Raw genomic sequence first — 16,831 nt, forward strand, 5'->3', positions numbered from 1 at the left:
CTGGAATTACATGGCTTATACGCGCAAGCGTTTTCCACCTCGACAGGGCGACCTTATCGGGTAAGACCTATTAAGCCGGAGCTATGTATCCGCGCTGTATCAAGCAAGGGAGCGATTTGTAAGCCAATCCCAAGAGTCCGCGCACGGGTACACAGCGATACAAAAAGTGCGATTGCATTTCCTGCTGGACGCACACAGCCGCCCACTGAGCCGTTAATGGTCAGTCAGGACAACAGCCTGAAAACAGGTGCCGCCGCTACGCCGACTGCAGCTTGCTCATGAAGCTGGCGCAGCAGAACCAGTGCGTCGGCAACGAAGCTCGTCACATCTGAAGCACCAGCCTCTGCAGCCAAAGCATGCAACTGCGCGCGGCCGTCCATATCCGGGAACTGCTCGATCCGCTGCAACAAACGCCATGCCAGCGGGCTGACCTGCGAGAACTGCACCTGGCCACTCGGCACACGGCTGATCAACAGTAAAGTTGGTTGTTCCGGCGCTTCAGAAGGCAGGTTTCCTGGCCCGAGACGATGCACGGCCCAGATGTAAGCCAGCGGCCAGACGAGCGGGGAAAGCCGAAGAGGGCGGTCGAGTAGCTGCGCCGCATCGCGGGTGTTTAACGGCGCAGCGTCCAACTGTTGCAGCGCCATCTCCACCCACTCGTAATGGGCCAATTCAGGCAGGAACGCGTACCAGGGATGTTCGTGACCCGGCGAGTCCTCCAAGCTTGCTACGAAGTCAACAAACTCACGTGCGACTTCTCCGAAACGTGGCGTTTGCGCGCGGTAGTCACGCAAAAAACGTCGCACCAGTGCACGCCAACCGGCATCACCGAGCACGGCAACCAGTACCGGAAACGTTCCACCCAGTAACCCCAGTAGATTATTCAACACCAAATCGAGATAAACCTGCGCTCTTGCGGGATTCATCTGCGCAGGTGGCGGATAACTGTCCGGATCACGCAGGTAACGGGTCAGCTCAAGTTGCTGACTGTGCAAACTTGAAGTGAAGTCAGCCATCGACCGTCACCTTCACCAAAGCATCCGCGTCGCGCTGCAACCGCTTGATGATATTGAGCTCACCCACAAGTTCGTCGTAGTGCGGAAAGTTGAAATCGCGCTCCAGCAGCGTTGGTTTCACACCAAAGAGGCCATAAGCCTGCCCCAGTAATGACCAGACGACCGGTTTGACCGAGGCGCCGTGGGTATCAATTATCAGGTCATCGGCTTGGTCATAATGGCCCGCCACGTGCATAGCGACTACACGCTTTCGTTCCAGGCCGGCCAGGAAAACCGTTGGATCAAACCGATGGTTCACTGAGTTGACGTATACATTGTTAACGTCGAGCAACAGGTCGCAATCGGCCTCGCGAAGTACTGCGTTGGTAAACGTAAGTTCGTCCATATCCTGATGAGCAGCGGCGTAGTAAGAGACGTTCTCTACAGCAAGACGGCGGCCGAGAATGTCCTGTGCACGACGGATGCGCGCAGCAACGTGATGTACTGCCTCCTCAGTAAAAGGCAATGGCAGCAGGTCGTATAGCTGGCCATCGTCACTGCAGTAACTCAGGTGTTCGCTATAAAACGTCACGTTGAAGCGATCGAGGAACCCGCGTACTTGCTCAAGAAAAGACTCGTCCAGGGGCGCACTGCCACCTAACGAAAGCGACAGGCCATGGCATGACAGCAGATAGCGTTCAGCTAGCAACTTCAGGGCATCTCCATGAGCGCCGCCAATGCCGATCCAATTCTCTGGAGCAACCTCTAGAAAGTCGAAATCGCCAGCGGGAGCGTCACGAAGCGTTTTGAGAAGCGCACGGCGAAGTCCGAGGCCAACGGTTGCCTCAAATGGGGGCTGTGGATCTAAATGCACTGATGATGAAATGTTCGTTTGCATGAGTTTCATTCTCCGATTCGATGTTTGGAATCCACGGTCCTCAGCGTGCATTCAAACGCTTGCTACACCGATCGATGAATGCATCCAGGCTCAACTTGCCGGCTCCTGTGAACAGCAGCGGCAGCAGTGCTACGAGATAGATCAAGGGCAGCTTGAAGTTGCCGTAACCTTTGTTGCTGATGGAGTAACCCTTGGCCAGTTCGCTCAACGTCGACCAGTCTGCTGGCCAGTGAACTGCGGCAGTTGCCACGACGGTTACTACTATGAGGACAAGTGCCGAGAGGCGGGTTCCCAGACCTACAAGCAAAGCAATGGAACAGAGCAGTTCTGCCCACATTGATAACTGCCAGTTAAACGTAGCCGGCAGCTGATTGAAGGGAAAAGGAAATGCACCTTGAATGCCTGGGAACCAGTTCTCACCGTTCCACTTTTCCCACCCGGCTTCAAAAAACTCCCAAGCGAGAAATATGCGCAAGCTTAAAGGTGCGATCCAGTCTCCAACGCGATCGAGGTTAAGGTGCAGCCGATTCAAGACTGATGACATGTTTGCTTGCATTGATTTAATTCTCCGCCTTGTCGTCAAGAAAGTGGAAGCACTTCAGGTACTTCCAATGAGAGGTGGCAGGCACCGGACCCACTGCGCTGGCCGTGACCGTAGTTCATCCGATTGGTGTATCTCGCTTGTGTCTTGCGCTGCTGCAAGCTCAATGTTGTGTAACGCGTCCGCCTCGGTACACACTTGGATACAGAGCACTCTTGTAGAACGCACTATCCAGGCACTTGGCCTGAGGCATTTGGATTTTGCTTGGAGTTTGGATATTTCAGATCAGGGGAGGGCAAAGGCGCGTAGGTTTAACCTGTAACGCGGCGCTATGGAACATCAAGTCGAGGTTTCCGGATGGACCACCAGGTCGTTCGGAGAGAGAGCGCGGAAAAGTTCTGTTCAATCAGGGACAGCGCCAAGTGCCCACCTTGATTTTCTGTGGGAGCAGCGTCAGCCCAGCGTTCTGGAACGGTCTAAGGAATCAAACGCATCTGTCGTAATTTGTCGAACACGTCGAAAAATGCCTGATCGCTCGCTTGGTATGCCGTGAAGCCCAGGGTGCGGCTTTTCGACATATCCGTGACAACTTCGATGGGCCGACCAAGGTCTGCATCGGTATGCCATGGCGATATCAGGCGACCAATATCGGGTTCTTTCAGGCCGTGCTCCGTGACTATTTGCGTCCATATGGCTTGGTCGTCAGCCATCTGTTTCTCAAGGGGTGAGAGTGAAGCGGGATAATCGGCAGCAGGCAAATCGAAGTAGTCGGCAATGCGGCCCCACATCCACTTCCAGCGAAATACGTCGCCATTAGTAACGTTGAATGCCTGATTGGCGGCAGCCGGCGTAGTGGCTGCCCACAGTTGTTGTTTCGCCAACTGCCGCGCGTCCGTCATATCGGTGAGGCTGTCCCATTGCACCCGTGATCCGGGAAACACAAAAGGCCGATGGGTTTGTTTGCAAATCGAGGCATAGACGGCGAGGGTGGTTGCCATGTTCATCGCGTTGCCAACGGCTATCCCGGTGACGGTATGCGGGCGATGAACGCTCCAGGTGAAGCCGTCCTTTTCAGCCGCGGCGAAGAGTTCGTCTTCCTGGGCGTAATAGAAGTTTTCAACATCCAGACGACCCTGCTCCTCGCGGAACGGTGTCTGCGGCAGGCTGCCTTTACCATACGCTTCGAACGGGCCGAGGTAGTGTTTCAACCCGGTAACCAGTGCTACGTGCTGAACGCTCTTGGCTGGGCGAATAGCGGTGAGCACGTTGCGTACCATGGCGGCATTCACGCGAATGTTCTCGGCCTCCGTGGCTTGCCGCGACCATGTGGTAATGAACACATGAGCGGGTTTTAAATCTGCCAGCGCCTGTTGCAGCGAAGCAAGATCCTGAAGGTCGGCCGCGACAGGGATCACGCCTTGCGCTTGTGAAGGATGTCTCGACAGCGCGGCGACTTGCCACTGGTTGTCGATCAGTAATTGAGTGATGGCGCTACCGACGATGCCGCTGGCGCCCACGACCAAAGCTGTCTGGGTCATACGTTTCTCCTGGATTTAAATTTCGGAGTACGCCTGAGCGTCAGAGGTTCAACCTGAAAATCCGTTAGAGTGTTCGCTACTCTCCGTTGAAGCCTGTGAACAATGAATCGTCCGCTGTTTGTCGCTCTGGATGGCCCGAAAGGCGTCGGCAAAACCTCGCTGTTGGAGGCCATCACCGAAGTCCTGAGGGCTGACAACAAGAAAGTCATCCGGCTTTGCGAGAGAAAAAGCGACCCGTTCAGGGGCGAGACAATGCACTTGGTGAACCGGCTCGTCCGACATCCTGACCGTGATCTGGAGCTGGAAGTCTGCCGACGCCTGGCTGATAGCCGCAGCTGGATTTCCCGGCACGTGCTGACGAAACAACCCACCGACAGCATTATCCTGATCGACCGCTGGTATCCGTCCGATGCTGCGTTTCGCCGGTTAGTCCCGTTTAAAGAAATCCTCCAATTGAACCTTGATCGCAACGTACAGGTGCCAGACCTGCATGTTGGGGTGGTCACAGCGGCGGAGATTTCGTGGGCGAGGGCAGGGGCACGACGGCGCGGCTTGAGCAGTACTGTGCTTCGCGGTCTGGAGGAGCATGGCGCTTGTACTCAGGCGTTTGAGCAAGCCGTTGCTGAACAGGGCTGGTTTTTATGCCGCAACGAGGGAGCGCTCGAGGAGGCGACAAGGCGGGTGGTTGGGGAGATTAATCGGGTGATGAGCCGCCTGCGCGTCCCCTGCGTGAGTTCCCCATGAGCGGGTCGGCGGCCGGCAGCATCTGTGAACAGGTAATCTATAAGTTCTCATCAAAGAGCCGCACTTTGTGCGACTCTTTATTCTTATTGCTAATTAAAGCGATTGCAGCGAAATGCTTGCACTTGAAGAATCCTGCACGCTATCCGCATCCATCCATACCCACTGGCTACCGTCACCCTGAAGATTGTTGGAGACGCTTTGTATCTGTGTCGGGATGATAGTAACCGCGCCAGGCTCTGAGGCAGTTGGGCCGATGCTGGTCACTTGGCCAGTTAGCAAGCCGTTGGAAGTTTCATTGACCACGAACACAGTTGCATTTGCTTCGCGAAACTGGCAAGAGATGAACTGTGTAATCTTGCTTACAATAGTCAAATTCATCCATTTTGAAGGTGGTACGGCGAAGTACCGGGAGTATTTGTTGAACTGATATTGTTCTCCATTGGCTTGCAAAACATTATTGGTAAGGCCGCTTGTATTGATTGGCATGCTCACACTGCCCAACCAGGCTTCGACTTGACCGTTGCCACTCCCGCTCGAAATAGATATGGAAATGGTCTGGGTGTCGCTGCCAGAGACGAAGCCCATAGACGCCAGGCCAGCGTTGGCTGTCGTGCCTGGGACGAGTATTTTCACCGGCGCTTTGCTGTTGCTCCATACAACATTGACGTCGACATTATTATCGTTGCCCGCTGAGTTGTATAAGAATATTCCGTAAATTTGGCCAGGACGCAAAGTAGTACACGTCGCCGTATCTCCCGCGTTTAGCGTAATACGCTGGCCGCCGTTCCAATTGGTTTGCGAATCGTTGAGACCAAAGCTTTCCATGGAGTAGTCCTTTCGTTGATTTCTTCGTGATTGGCTATCGCGCATTACATCCATATGTCCCTGCGCGAATGGTGAGCCTAGTCTTCATCCGCAAAAAATAAAGTGTGGTCTTTAGACTTATTGGCTATTGAGGTTGGAGCTGAAATCCTTTGAGTGCTAATTATTGAATATTTTGAAATTGGAGGTTGTTTGTTATAGAGAAGTGTCAGTCTTTGGTCGGTTTCGATTTGAGTTTGAAAGCCTTTGAAATTGTGAGAATAAAAGAAAAGGGCGCGTATAAAAACTACGGTTCAACCACTGAGGAAGAACCACGCTGGTGGGTAATGAGGTAGGTCGTTTCTCTGGATGATCCAGATGCGCATGCCAAACCAAACGAGACAGGTGTTGCTGCCAGGGCACGTAGCGCAATACATGATTTAACATAATATACATTATGTGAACCGCCATATACGGAGCTGGGGGGCTCTGGCGGTCAGATTTGAAGCTTAAGACCGACTGGTTGACGAGTCATTTTCTCTAGCACTGATCCAGGTGCGGCGCGAGCTTCAACACATCGAAGTCAACGGATTGAACCGAGTTGGCTTCATATGGATATCGAGTGCCAACGAAAAGCTTCGAGCTAGCCGTGATCCATTTCTCCAGTTGAAAGCCTGGAGCCAATCTCTCCGACATTTCACGCAGCTGGTTTGCCAGCTCACTGGTTTGCCAGCTCAATAGGAATAGCGTTGTAGAGATCGATCAGACCATGCCTGTTTCCTGGTAAGCCGGCGACCAAACGCAAATGTACTTCAGGATCATATTCAGACCGTGGAAATCGACGGTCAGCCTCAACAAGGAATGACTTGAGAAGCAGCTCAGACGCAAGCGCCGAATTCATCACGGCTGGCCAGTAGCGCTGGAAATCGCCGTTTGAAGCACCTTGTTCGAGGATCTGTGCGGCCCTCAAAAAAGCACGCGCTTCCTCGATAACCCAGGGACTTGGCAAACGCTCATAGTCCATAATGCATTGTCTTTTGTAGTGAATACATCGACGGCCAAGGATGAGCTAACCCTAGGTCATTGGGTGAGTTGCCCTCCTCCATTCCTAATAACAATTAAATATAACTAAACTAAATGGCTCTTTGATTGAGTTATATGGCTACCAATAACTTCGATCAGTTAGTGGATGCCGTATCTATATGTGCCACTTGTACTCCAGAAAAGCCGCACCTGTTTGACGATATGGAAAGTATCGTCACCAAACAGGTGCTTAGGGGCTAGTTATTTTTTTCTATAACTGCTTTATTTCAGCACCTCCTCCGCAATATCAGGAAATGCGCGGGTGGTAATATTGGCATAACCACCCGGATCGCCTTTATACAGCAGGGTCAGCTTGCCTTTGTCCTCTAGACGACCTTTGGCAATAAATCTTCGCGACACGCCTCCATTGATTTGCCGACCACACAAATAAACATACCCTTGCGAGTCAAAAGTAATGCCGGTGAACTGAGTTTCGGCGCCAGACTCTAACTGTTCAAACTGGAACAAGTAGCGCGTTAGCCATGAAGTGGTTGACGACGTGTCCTCCACAACCCATAAACGCCCCTGAAGGCCGATAAAATAGGCGCGATTGGCTGAGTCGAAAGCCATGTCGGTGACTTTCTGGCTGTCGGCACGCCCAAATGCCACGACGCTCTCTCCCGGTCCAGGTGTGACCTGCAGGCGGTGACTATCGCTCCTTTTCATATTCAATGTTGCAGGGTCATGCTGATAGTAATAAACCTGATTGGCAGAGTCGGTAAACATAAAGCCAGTGTTGTCTTTACGGAATGCCATGCCATCAATTTTTTTACCTGACAGACCGGGAATTTCCTCCCTCTTGCCATCTTTTTCCCGATAGGCTTTTCGCTGATTTGACCAGAAATAATAGGAGTAACCGTCAGTTGTAAGTGCGTTGCTTTGCCCGATATTGCGATTGTTATCAACGACTTTCTTCAGGATTTTGCCGGTTTGTGGGTCGTGACTGTATATATCCGAGCCATCCTGACTATTTTCATTGATAGCAATCGCGAGGAGTTCGTCGATTTCAGTGTATTGAGGGGGCGCTGGTACTACCGGAGGGGAAATGGGTTGGTCGGGTTGTTTTTGCGTGGACTCATCTTGGGAAGCAGGTGCTGGTGGAGGGCTAACCGGCGGCTTTTGAGTCAACGAGTCTGACTGGGGCGCCGGTTCAGGCTTTTTTGCGGCTGGTTCTCCCTCACACTTGCAACCCGTTTGTTGAGGTTTAGCTAGCGGCTTTTCATGGCAAGTGCAGTTCCCTGCGCGTTGTGGTCCGCAAGACTCGACCAAGCCTTTGAGTACATCCGCAAGTGTATTTACCGCCCGAACAATATCGGCAGCCTGCCCACAGAGACCACTGCTCCCAGGTCCAGTATTGTCTGGCTTATCCGGGGTTTCCTTACCCTCCAGCTTATCGGCTTCTTCTTTCTTCTCGTCCACGCTATCTTCATGCGGTACTTTGCTGGCGCAAATAGTATCTTTCAATACCTGGATAAAATCAGCGATACCCTTAGTGTAAATGTAGTGTTCGCCGCCCGTACGCAAGGCCAATCGCTTGTATTCCTTGATCATGGCTCTTTCATCGGCGGGTGTAGGATAAGGCAGAGTTTGATGCGGGGTTCCTAAATAAGTGTGAACCTTAACCGCGTGATCCAACGCAGCACTGATGGCGTCATCACAGGCTTTGATACGCTCTTCATTGAGGACCATCTCTCCGCCGTACAGACTTTCATCGCCCAATACGAACAGATTCTTTTCCGCTCCAGCGCGCCAGTCATATGACTTAATAATGTCTTCGGCCGCAGGTGCCACGTCTTCCTGCGCGGGATTTCCAATCGCCGCGTATTTTCGACTTTTGATCAGGCCGTCATCTACCCCGAGTGTTTCGGTAAGGTAGTTGCGTACGGTTTTATCAAACTTCGAATTGGCAAACGTACCTTCAATGCCGAGAAACTCAACACGGAGATCCGAAGGACAAGCTTTATTCGCTTCCTCGATCGCAGCATTGAGTTTTTCACTGAGCGCGGCCGCCTCATCTTTCATTGAGTCACTGGAGTCGATTAAAAAAACCAGGTCAACCTTTTTGTTTTCAATATCCACTTATTCACTCCTTTAAAGTAAGACCTACTTCAGTTCGGTCGTGCCAGTCCATTGTCTAGCGAGCGGTTGGTCCAGATGTTCTGGCCCTGAGGAATTTCCAGCTACCCGTGCCGACACCTGCCCTGTTCGGAGATGGGTTTGTATAAACACTGTAGCCTTTGAACTTCCGTCCATCGAAATGACCACAAGTGTCCAAGTACCCGCCCTGAGAATTGTTGTATTCGTTTCGCAGGTTAATCGGATCTCCGATATTGATCTGCGTACCGACAGCGCCGAAGAGCACTACCCAATCCAGCGTCTTGTGGCCGGTTTTGTCAAAACCGCGGCTTGCCATGTCCGCACTCGAAACGTTGTAGAGCTCTGGTGTCGTGGCGTGACCATTCGTATCGAGATAGCCGGCTCCGTTTGTATCGTTGTAGGCAGGATTGTCTCCATACAGGTTGAAGAGCCTGATGACGTCGCCACTGCGGACTCTCGAGCCATCTGCCTTGCCAGTGGCTGAGCGGATCAACCATGTATCGATGGGCCCGGCCAGCTCCGGAGTGTCAGCGGTCACCACGCCATGCTTGGCTCCAACTTCTCTGGAACGGTCATGGACAACCAGGTAACCACCATTCCAATCGGCATAACCGTTGAGCAGGCGAACCTTGTCGCCGTATTTAAGTACATCCGCGGCCGACGGGTTAACGGCTGCTTTCTTCTCAACACTTACGTTGAATGAGCCGGCGTTATTGTCATAGTCGCCGGCTACGTCATTGATCAGGAAGGTGAGCTCCCCGTCGACCGGCACCGTCCAACGGAATACTCCTGTATTGATCGGAGTGAGATAGTCAGCCCCTATTTTCATCAAAAGCGCACCGACAAGACCTTCTGGGCACGTCAGGCCCTCGGGCTTGTATGAACCCACCAGGCTTTCATCCCCCTGAGGGCCAAAAGCCCTGCCGGGGCCGCGTTCCACCCACCCTGACGCGATGATCGTAAGGGTGTCTCCCTTCTGGACCATGAAGCCCGTTTTCTGGCCATTCTCCAGCTTCCCGTCTACCGCCCCGGACCAAGTATCGGATTTAGGCATAACTTCCTCCCAAGATCTCAAGAACGTTTGAAACTCGATGCATTGTGAAACTCCTTTCCTTGTCTGAAGACTTAGTTCATTTTTGCAGGTCGCGGATAAACTATAGATGCACTATCGCCAGATCAGGCAGATTGTTAATTATTGTCAGAAATCCCATTCAGAGCCTCCATCCGCGAGAATTGAACAATGAAGATCCTATAGCTCATTAGTTACTTAAGCTGCGCAAGTAGCACCAAAGTAACAGTCATCGATGCATGGATTTATCGCCTTGCAAAGAGATAAGTGTTTAACCGTGCACACCCGATAAGTCCTGCGGCGCCAGTTCTAATGACTGGTCAGAATCTCTGCTTCCTTCAAGCGAATTGGCGGTTAGTTATAGCCTTGATGGGCGGCCGCGGTTCATGCCTTATAACGAATTTGAAGTAGGTCAAACGTAAAGTTCAGGTCTTTGTCAGTCGGATCAGAAAAATTCAGAAACGCGGCCGCCAATAAAAAACACGAAAAAACAATAGGATAGACGCTAGTAAGGCTCCTACTCGACAAATGGCGTGTTTTTTGACTCGGATCGTTTGACAGACCGTGAAGACTGGCCGATAACTACCAACGTCTAGCTGAACACGGCGCGAGTGCTCTTTTCTCGCTTCCCGAAGTTTCCGAGCTAACCACTTAGCAACCTAACGTAAATGCTGCAACATGCAGACAGTGCGGTAGCTTTGTCTTCGAAAAAGTTCAGCCGCACGTCGACCTGAACAAGTGATTCATTGTTGAAACACTTCAGCGTTACATCATAATAAAAACACACCCTGCCAATTGTCTTCTCACAGCCCTGAATAGAGCTTCTGCCTGCATAAACTTTCGAACCTAAAAGAGTTTACCAGCATGCCAGCAATCAGCTCGGATCAACCCAATTGGTACCTGTTGCAATGCAAGCCTCGCCAGGATGAGCGCGCCCACCTCAACCTGCTGCAGCAAAACTACGTGGTCTTCCATCCTCAACTGTTTACCGAGCGCGTCATTCGCGGGAAACGGCAGCGGGTCATGGAATCGTTGTTCCCCGGTTATCTGTTCATCCAACTTAGCCGTACGGACAATTGGGCTCCCTTGCGCTCGACGCGAGGTGTCAGCCGGGTCGTCGAATTCAATCATGGCCCCGTGGCAGTGGAAGAGCGCGTCATCGAGCATCTGCGCGAACGGTGCCTGGAGTCGGATTCGAATGTGCACGATCGCCTCGAACCCGGCGAGCCGTTGCGAATCATAAGCGGCCCACTCTCGCCACTGGAGGGCGTATTCCAGGCGCTGCACGGTAACGATCGCGTGTTGCTCCTTCTGCAGTTTCTCAACCGGGAACAACCGGTCTGTTTGCCGCTTAGCGTCATTGAACGACAAAAACCAAGCTTTCAATCCTACAAATAACCGCTTGTCTCATGTGCCTTTCTCAGGAGCCATGACATGGCCTTGAAATCACGCTGCCCTGTTGCACTGGTCATGGCCTCTTTCTACCCGGGAATGACCTGGAGTATCGAGCCGCAAGCCATTGATGTTTACGGATTCGATTTCACGCCGAGCTTTATATTTTCGGAAAGTTATGACGACAACTTTCGCGAACTCGAGGACCGCAAACAGTCCTCCTTGATTACCAAGCTGGCGCCCTCCTTCGAACTCAAGGCCGAAGATCGCAACAGCGCCACGCGATTGATCTGGCAGCCGACTCGCTACATCTATCACGACGAGTCTGATGCCTCGAACACAGCGCAACGCGTACGCGCCGATAGCATCATGGAGTTCACCGACCGTCATCGTTTGAAACTCGAAGCCGAATATCGCAAGTACGAGCGCACGGAGTCGACGGCGGTCGAAGGCGTCAATGACAAAATCAACAATAAACGCGTCGGCGGCCTTTACACCTTTGGCGCCAAGAGTGCCGACAACCAAATCGAGCTCGGGGCGAATTACGCACAACTGCGCTACGACAATGCCGATGGCATCAATGACGATAAAGAACGCGATACCACCGCCGTCACGGGTACCTGGTACCACCGCATCGGCAGCAATACCCGAGGTTTGCTGGAATATGACCACACCGACTTCGACTATCAGCAGGCGAACAGTCCGCGCAGCAGTAAATCCGACGCCGTATTGGCCGGTGCCGTATGGGATTTCACCGCACGCACGACGGGCAAAGTGCGCGTCGGGTATGAAAAAAAGAACTTCGACAGCAGCGAATCCAACGACCTCGACAACCCCACCTGGCAAGTCGATTTGCAATGGAAACCGCGGACGTATTCGACGTTTACCTTTGTTGCTCGCCAGGCACTTGCCGAAGGCGACGATGGTGCGGAGGCCGTAAAGTCGACGTTCACCCAAGTCGGATGGCGACACGGTTGGACCGAACGAATCACCACCGTGGCGCAAGCCGGACTCGGTCGGTATGTCTACGAAGGACAAAGTCGCACCGATGACTTTCAGGATTACAACCTGGCGCTCATCTACGCCATGCGCCGCTGGCTGGATATCGAACTCGGTTATCGCTACCGCGACAACGATTCCGATGCCGACAATGAAAGTTTCACCCGCAACGTGTTTCAGATCAGCTTCAACGTCAGCCTTTAAGAGGGTCTCGACATGAACACACACGCACTTGTCTTGTCGTTCACGCTGGCTGTGGCATCGACTGCCCATGCCGACGATCCCGGCACTCAATACAAACTGGCCGCCGGCGATGTGTTGCGCATCATCGTTTTCGGTGAGCCGGAATTGAGCCTGAAAAAGATCCGTCTCAGCGATGCCGGCACGTTTTCCTACCCCTTTCTCGGAGAAATCTCCGCCAAAGGGCTGACCCCTGGGCAGGTTGAAAAGATCATCGTCGATGGACTTAAACAGGGCTATCTGGTCGATCCGAAAGTCAGCCTCAGCCAGATCGAGTACCGCTCCTTCTACATCAATGGCGAAGTGAAAAAACCCGGCAGCTATCCGTTTGTGCCGGGCCTGACACTGGAGAAGGCCATTGCCTTGGGCGGCGGTTTGACCGAGCGAGCCTCGATCAAGCGCGTGACCATTTTGCGTGGCGATGGTAGTGCGACCCTCACCGATGACGTGACGCGCAGCACCACGATTGCCCCCGGCGACACCATTTCCATCGCACAAGGGTTCTTCTGATCATGGACAACAGCCTTGGCACCTACGTCGAACGTCCTTTGCAAACGCATGTGCATCAGCACCAGCCGTACAGCGAAGACAAGGACACCCTTGATCTATTGAAACTCTGGAGGGTGATCTGGCGCGCCAAATGGAGCATCGGATGGCTGATCCTGGTGAGCGGTCTGCTGGCGGCCATTGTGGTCTCGAACATCACCCCGCAATACATCGGCAGCACGACCCTGCTGTTCAACGATAAAACACCTCCGCTGATGTCCTTTCAGCAGGTCAAGGATTCGAACAGCAACACCACTGATTACCTACAGACACAACAGGCACTCCTGCAATCGCGTGATCTTGCCGAGCGCGCGGTGAAAAAACTCGGGCTGACCACTCACCCGCTCACCGACCCGCGCCAGCAACCGAAGCCATGGTTTGCACCGCGTGAATGGCTGGCCGATCTTGATCTGGACAAATGGTTGCCGGGCCTCGGCCTGGAGCGCTGGCTACCGGAAAAAGAAGCCATCACCGAAGACGATGTATTCAACCAGGTCACGCAAAACCTGATGCTGCACACCAGCGTCAAGTTCGTCGGCAAGAGCCAGTTGCTGGAAATCGAAGTCGAGCTGCCAGACCCGGTACTGGCAGCCGCAGCAGCCAATGCGCTGGCCCGCGGCTTCACCGACAGCCAGCTCGACACCAGCGAAAAGTCGTCGCAAACCACCACGGCGTGGATGAACACACGGCTGGTCAAGCTGCGTGACAACCTGCGCGCGGCCGAGAAAAAGCTCCAGGGCTACCGCGAAGAACAAGGCCTGGTCGACGTCGGCGGCGTGGCCACGATCAGCGCCAACGAACTGGAAATGACCGGCAATCGCATGGTCGACGCCCGGCGCAACCGTGCCGAAGCCGAAAGCGAATACCGGCAGGCGAAGGCTTTGAGCAACGGCGATCTGAGTCGACTGTCCAGCGTACCCGCGGTCTTGAGTAACCTCTTGGTGCAGAAATTCCAGGCCGATCGCGCCATGGCCCAGGCCAAGGTCGATGAGCTGTCGGGGCGTTACGGGCCTAAGCACCCTAGCCTGCTTTCCGCGCAGTCGGAATTGCGCACGGCCACCAGCAACCTGCAGCTACAGGTGCAGCAGGTGGTTGCCGGCATCGAACGGCAATACCAGCTCGCTACCGCCAGTGAGGCCTCACTGCGTCAATCGTTCAACAGCAACAAGGCACAAATTCAGGACATTGCCCGCAAGGAATTCCAGTTGCGCGAGTTCCAGCGTGAGGTCGACAGCTCCCGCGCGCTGTACGAAACCTTCGTCACCCGCTTGAAAGAAACCACGGCCACCGCTGACATGGACTCGACCAAAGTGCGGATCGTCGACCCGGCCATCGTTCCCGCTGACCCCAGCAAACCGCGTAAAACGTTGATTGTTGCGATCGTCGCGCTGATTGCTGCGGTGGTCGGTGTAGCGTTGGCGCTGCTGTTCGACAGCCTGAGCAATACCTTCAAGACCGACGAATCGATCGAAAGCGCGCTGAACATTCCGCTGCTGAGCGTCGTGCCGTTGGTCATGAAGAAAAATCGTCGGCAACTGGCGCGCCTGTTCGAAGACAACGATCATCCGCGCTTTTCCGAGACGATCCGTAACCTGCGCACCTGGCTGATGTTGCAGAGCAACGATATGCCCTCGCAGGTGGTGCTGATCACATCGACAGTGGCCGGTGAGGGGAAAAGCACCATTGCCAACAACCTCGCCAGCTCCCTGACGCCGCTGGAACGGGTGCTGCTCATCGATGCCGACATGCGCCAGCCAACCCTGTCGCTGAACTTCGATTTCCCGCCTGACAGCCCTGGCCTGGCGAATGTCATTGCCGGTACCGCGCGGCTTGAAGACTGCATTGTTTCGGTGGGCAATCTGGACATGCTGCTGGCTGGCAAGGTAATGCCAGCTGCGCGAGATACCTTCGCCGCGCCACGCCTGCCCTCACCTGCCGAGCCGCGCAACGCTCTGCAACCGCCGCCGCAGGATTTGCTCAGTTCACCGCGCATGGCGCGCATGCTTGAAGCGCTGAGGTCGCGTTACCGCCATATCATCATTGACTCACCACCTGCAGAAATGATCAGCGACGCCCTGTTGCTGGCCAAACATGCGGATGCGGTCATTTACGTCGTCAAGGCTGACAGCACGCCTATCAGCCAAGTGCAGCGTGGCCTCGCCATGTTGCAACAGAGCCATGTGCCGGTCTTTGGCTCCGTGCTCAACCAGGTCGACCTGCGCAAGGCGCGCAAGTACGGCCATCACCACTCCCGGGCGTTCTATAACTACGATTTCGCGCCCAGGTAACACCGGGCGACTACGCCTGTCGCTGCACCCCGTTCTGCCACTACACAACTCGCTTCACCTCTGCCGAGCCACGGAAAAGCCAGCGGGAGACACCCTCGTGTCTGTCGCTCAGCGCTGACGCATTACTGCTGCCTTGAGGTCAAGCCCATGACACCGCTCTATACCGCTCATATGACGCACCGCCGAGGCCTGACTTTCTGGGGCCAGTGGTCGTGCGCACTGACGTTGGCCACGTCGCTGCTGGTGCTACTGGTTTATTGGCGAGTCGGCCATCTGACCAGCGAATATCGCATCCTGATCATCCTGACCGTGCTTGGCTCAGTACCGATCTACAGCGTCATGCGCGTTTACCACAAACGCTATGGCCTGTTGGCCGGGCTCGGCAGACTACTGGCCGGCTGGTTGATCCTGCTGGCGGTGCTGGCGACGATTGCCTTCGTCACCCAGACCAGCGCGGTCTATTCGCGCCAGGTAATCATCGTCTGGGCAGTCTTCGGATTCGTGGTCCAGGCGGCGAGTTTCCTGCCCCTGCACTACCTCGCCCGACTGCACTCGCGGCGGATCTGCAACGAGCGTCGCTCGGTCATCATCGGCACCTGTCCGACCGCCCATGAGCTGGCCAAAAAGCTGTCCAGTCCCAACCGCGCGCTGGTGCTGGGCTTCGTCGCCGCCGCCGACGACACTGGCCCTGCCCCGAGTATCTTGCCGCTGCTCGGCCATGTGGATGCGATCCGCGAGATCATCGCGCGCCTTGAAGTGCGCCGCGTCTACATCGTGCTGACCATGGCGCATGCCGCCACCATCGAGGCGCTCTACATCGACCTGCTCGACGTCAATGTCGACGTGGTGTGGATTCCGGATTTTGGCAGCATGGTGTTGCTCAACCATTCGATCTCGGAAATCGAGCGAATGCCGGCCATCTACCTCAATGAAAGTCTGATCAGCTCGCATCCGGCCAGCCTGTTTTGCAAGGATCTGTTCGAACGCAGCCTGGCCGCGCTGGCGATTATTCTGCTCAGCCCGTTGCTGTTGCTGGTGGCGACCGCCGTCAAGCTCACCTCTGCCGGGCCGGTGCTGTTCAAGCAAAACCGTCACGGCTGCAACGGCGAAGTGATCAAGGTGTGGAAGTTCCGCTCGATGCATGTCCACGACGACCGTGAGGTGCGCCAGGCGACCCGCAACGACAACCGCCTCACGCCGATCGGCCACTTTCTGCGGCGCAGTTCCATCGACGAACTGCCGCAACTGTTCAATGTCCTGTCCGGCCAGATGGCCCTGGTCGGTCCGCGCCCGCATGCCGTCACCCACAACCTTTATTACACCGGCAAGGTGCGCGCCTACATGGCCCGCCATCGCCTCAAGCCGGGCATCACCGGACTGGCCCAGATCACCGGGCATCGCGGCGAAACCGAGACGCTGGAAAAAATGCAGCTGCGGGTCGCCCAGGACCTCAACTACATCAACCAGTGGTCGCTGTGGCTCGACATAAAAATCCTGCTCAAGACCCCCTTCACGCTGTTCTCGAAAAACATCTATTGACCCCCTGCCCCACTGCTACCTCCCCCGCCCGACCGTTGATAACCGTCATGACGACCTGAGG

General features: G+C 54.5%; 14 protein-coding genes. 6 read left to right on the forward strand and 8 right to left on the reverse strand.

Going from position 1 to position 16,831, the window contains the following annotated elements; translation table 11 throughout:
- Window positions 1-224: 224 nt before the first annotated feature.
- The 4 genes from HU739_RS04370 to HU739_RS04385 all read right to left on the reverse strand — a co-directional run bounded on the left by HU739_RS04370 (window position 225) and on the right by HU739_RS04385 (window position 3,972).
- Window positions 225-1,016: an HvfC family RiPP maturation protein gene (locus HU739_RS04370; RefSeq protein WP_186548213.1), complete on the reverse strand. Its 792-nt coding sequence runs from the start codon at window positions 1,014-1,016 to the stop codon at window positions 225-227.
- On the reverse strand, window positions 1,009-1,893 hold the full coding sequence (locus HU739_RS04375) for an HvfB family MNIO-type RiPP peptide maturase (RefSeq protein ID WP_186548410.1): 885 nt from the start codon (window positions 1,891-1,893) through the stop codon (window positions 1,009-1,011). Before HU739_RS04375 ends, HU739_RS04370 begins: the two co-directional genes overlap by 8 nt.
- A 40-nt stretch (window positions 1,894-1,933) precedes the next feature.
- Complete coding sequence (locus tag HU739_RS04380) at window positions 1,934-2,449, reverse strand: HvfX family Cu-binding RiPP maturation protein (RefSeq protein WP_186548211.1); 516 nt, start codon at window positions 2,447-2,449, stop codon at window positions 1,934-1,936.
- Between the two features lie 461 nt (window positions 2,450-2,910).
- Complete coding sequence (locus HU739_RS04385; RefSeq protein WP_186548209.1) at window positions 2,911-3,972, reverse strand: SDR family oxidoreductase; 1,062 nt, start codon at window positions 3,970-3,972, stop codon at window positions 2,911-2,913.
- 102 nt (window positions 3,973-4,074) lie between these two features.
- Here HU739_RS04385 and HU739_RS04390 point away from each other — a divergent pair, with 102 nt between their 5' ends.
- On the forward strand, window positions 4,075-4,716 hold the full coding sequence (locus tag HU739_RS04390) for a dTMP kinase (protein ID WP_186548207.1): 642 nt from the start codon (window positions 4,075-4,077) through the stop codon (window positions 4,714-4,716).
- Window positions 4,717-4,809: 93 nt separating this feature from the next.
- Here HU739_RS04390 and HU739_RS04395 read toward each other — a convergent pair whose 3' ends face one another.
- The 4 genes from HU739_RS04395 to HU739_RS04410 all read right to left on the reverse strand — a co-directional run bounded on the left by HU739_RS04395 (window position 4,810) and on the right by HU739_RS04410 (window position 9,751).
- Window positions 4,810-5,541: a hypothetical protein gene (locus HU739_RS04395; RefSeq protein ID WP_186548205.1), complete on the reverse strand. Its 732-nt coding sequence runs from the start codon at window positions 5,539-5,541 to the stop codon at window positions 4,810-4,812.
- A 694-nt stretch (window positions 5,542-6,235) separates the two neighbouring features.
- Window positions 6,236-6,541: a hypothetical protein gene (locus HU739_RS26675; RefSeq protein ID WP_225922807.1), complete on the reverse strand. Its 306-nt coding sequence runs from the start codon at window positions 6,539-6,541 to the stop codon at window positions 6,236-6,238.
- A 281-nt stretch (window positions 6,542-6,822) separates the two neighbouring features.
- On the reverse strand, window positions 6,823-8,679 hold the full coding sequence (locus HU739_RS04405; RefSeq protein ID WP_186548203.1) for a hypothetical protein: 1,857 nt from the start codon (window positions 8,677-8,679) through the stop codon (window positions 6,823-6,825).
- 55 nt (window positions 8,680-8,734) lie between these two features.
- Window positions 8,735-9,751 carry a LecA/PA-IL family lectin gene (locus HU739_RS04410; protein ID WP_186548201.1) on the reverse strand — a complete coding sequence of 339 codons (1,017 nt, stop codon included), beginning with the start codon at window positions 9,749-9,751 and terminating at the stop codon, window positions 8,735-8,737.
- 879 nt (window positions 9,752-10,630) lie between these two features.
- Between HU739_RS04410 and rfaH the strand changes: the two genes are divergently transcribed.
- From rfaH to HU739_RS04435, 5 genes are all read left to right on the forward strand, one after another.
- The gene (rfaH, locus tag HU739_RS04415) at window positions 10,631-11,164 is read left to right on the forward strand and encodes a transcription/translation regulatory transformer protein RfaH (protein ID WP_186548199.1); all 534 of its coding nucleotides are present in this window, start codon (window positions 10,631-10,633) and stop codon (window positions 11,162-11,164) included.
- A gap of 36 nt (window positions 11,165-11,200) precedes the next feature.
- A complete protein-coding gene (locus tag HU739_RS04420) occupies window positions 11,201-12,361 on the forward strand; it encodes an outer membrane beta-barrel protein (RefSeq protein ID WP_186548197.1) in 1,161 nt (386 codons plus the stop codon).
- A gap of 12 nt (window positions 12,362-12,373) precedes the next feature.
- Entirely contained in the window at window positions 12,374-12,907 is a 534-nt protein-coding gene (locus HU739_RS04425) for a polysaccharide biosynthesis/export family protein (protein WP_186548195.1), read from the forward strand.
- Window positions 12,908-12,909: 2 nt separating this feature from the next.
- On the forward strand, window positions 12,910-15,231 hold the full coding sequence (locus tag HU739_RS04430) for a GumC family protein (RefSeq protein ID WP_186548193.1): 2,322 nt from the start codon (window positions 12,910-12,912) through the stop codon (window positions 15,229-15,231).
- Window positions 15,232-15,378: 147 nt separating this feature from the next.
- Window positions 15,379-16,770 (forward strand): undecaprenyl-phosphate glucose phosphotransferase, encoded by a 1,392-nt coding sequence (locus tag HU739_RS04435; protein WP_225922808.1) that lies wholly within the window; start codon window positions 15,379-15,381, stop codon window positions 16,768-16,770.
- Window positions 16,771-16,831 lie beyond the last annotated feature (61 nt).

Source organism: Pseudomonas hamedanensis (assembly GCF_014268595.2).
In the GTDB taxonomy this organism is placed as follows: Bacteria; Pseudomonadota; Gammaproteobacteria; order Pseudomonadales; family Pseudomonadaceae; genus Aquipseudomonas; species Aquipseudomonas hamedanensis.